We start from the raw sequence: 655 nt of genomic DNA, 5'->3' as shown, positions 1-655 counted from the left end.
TAGAGGGCCAGGAGCTGGTGGGCGGGGTCGGTGTGGTGGTCGAGCAGGGTCGTGGCCAGCCGGTACAGGCCCTGGATCTGTTCGCCGTCGTCGGTGGTGGCGGTGATGCGGGCTTCGATGATGCGGAGTTTGAGCCCGTCTAGGTGGGTCAGGTAGGACCCGTCGGGTAGCAGGGTTTCGACCCGGGGGCGGCGGCGGGCGCGCAACCGGATCAGGAACTGGGCGCCGGTGGCGGCGGTCTGGTTCAGGAAGGTGTTGCCTTGGTAGGCCTGGTCGGCTAGGACCAGCATCTGTGGGGTGAGCAGACCGAGGAGTTGGCGGGCTTGGTCGGGTTCGCCGCTGGGGGCGGGGCTGATGGTGGCGCCGAGTAGGGAGCGGGTGCCGGTCTCGCACAGGGCGGTGACCTGCAGGCGGGGGTAGCCTTCCTCGCCGTGGGGCTGGTCGATCTTGCGTAGCCAGGTCAGGTTGTGTTCGCTGTCGGGGGCTTTGATCGAGTGGCAGGCGTCGAAGGCCACGGTGCGCCAGTGGCGGTAGCAGGTGCCGGGGGTGGTGGGTTGGGCCAGGGGGACGGCGATGGTCTCGAAGAGGGTGGTGAAGGGGGCGGGTCCCAGGCGTCGGCGTAGGTGGCGCAGCGCGGCTTCGCTGGGGCGGGGCA

1 protein-coding gene is annotated in these 655 nt (G+C 70.1%); it reads right to left on the bottom strand.

All coding sequences use genetic code 11. From position 1 onward, the window contains the following. On the bottom strand, window positions 1–655 hold a 655-nt coding region (locus tag ACYVD1_RS34800), incomplete at both ends, for a transposase (protein WP_460778731.1).

It is taken from the genome of Nocardiopsis nanhaiensis (assembly GCF_054778635.1).
Note: the sequence above shows the minus strand (reverse complement) of the source record. Positions and strands in the feature narration are given on the sequence as shown.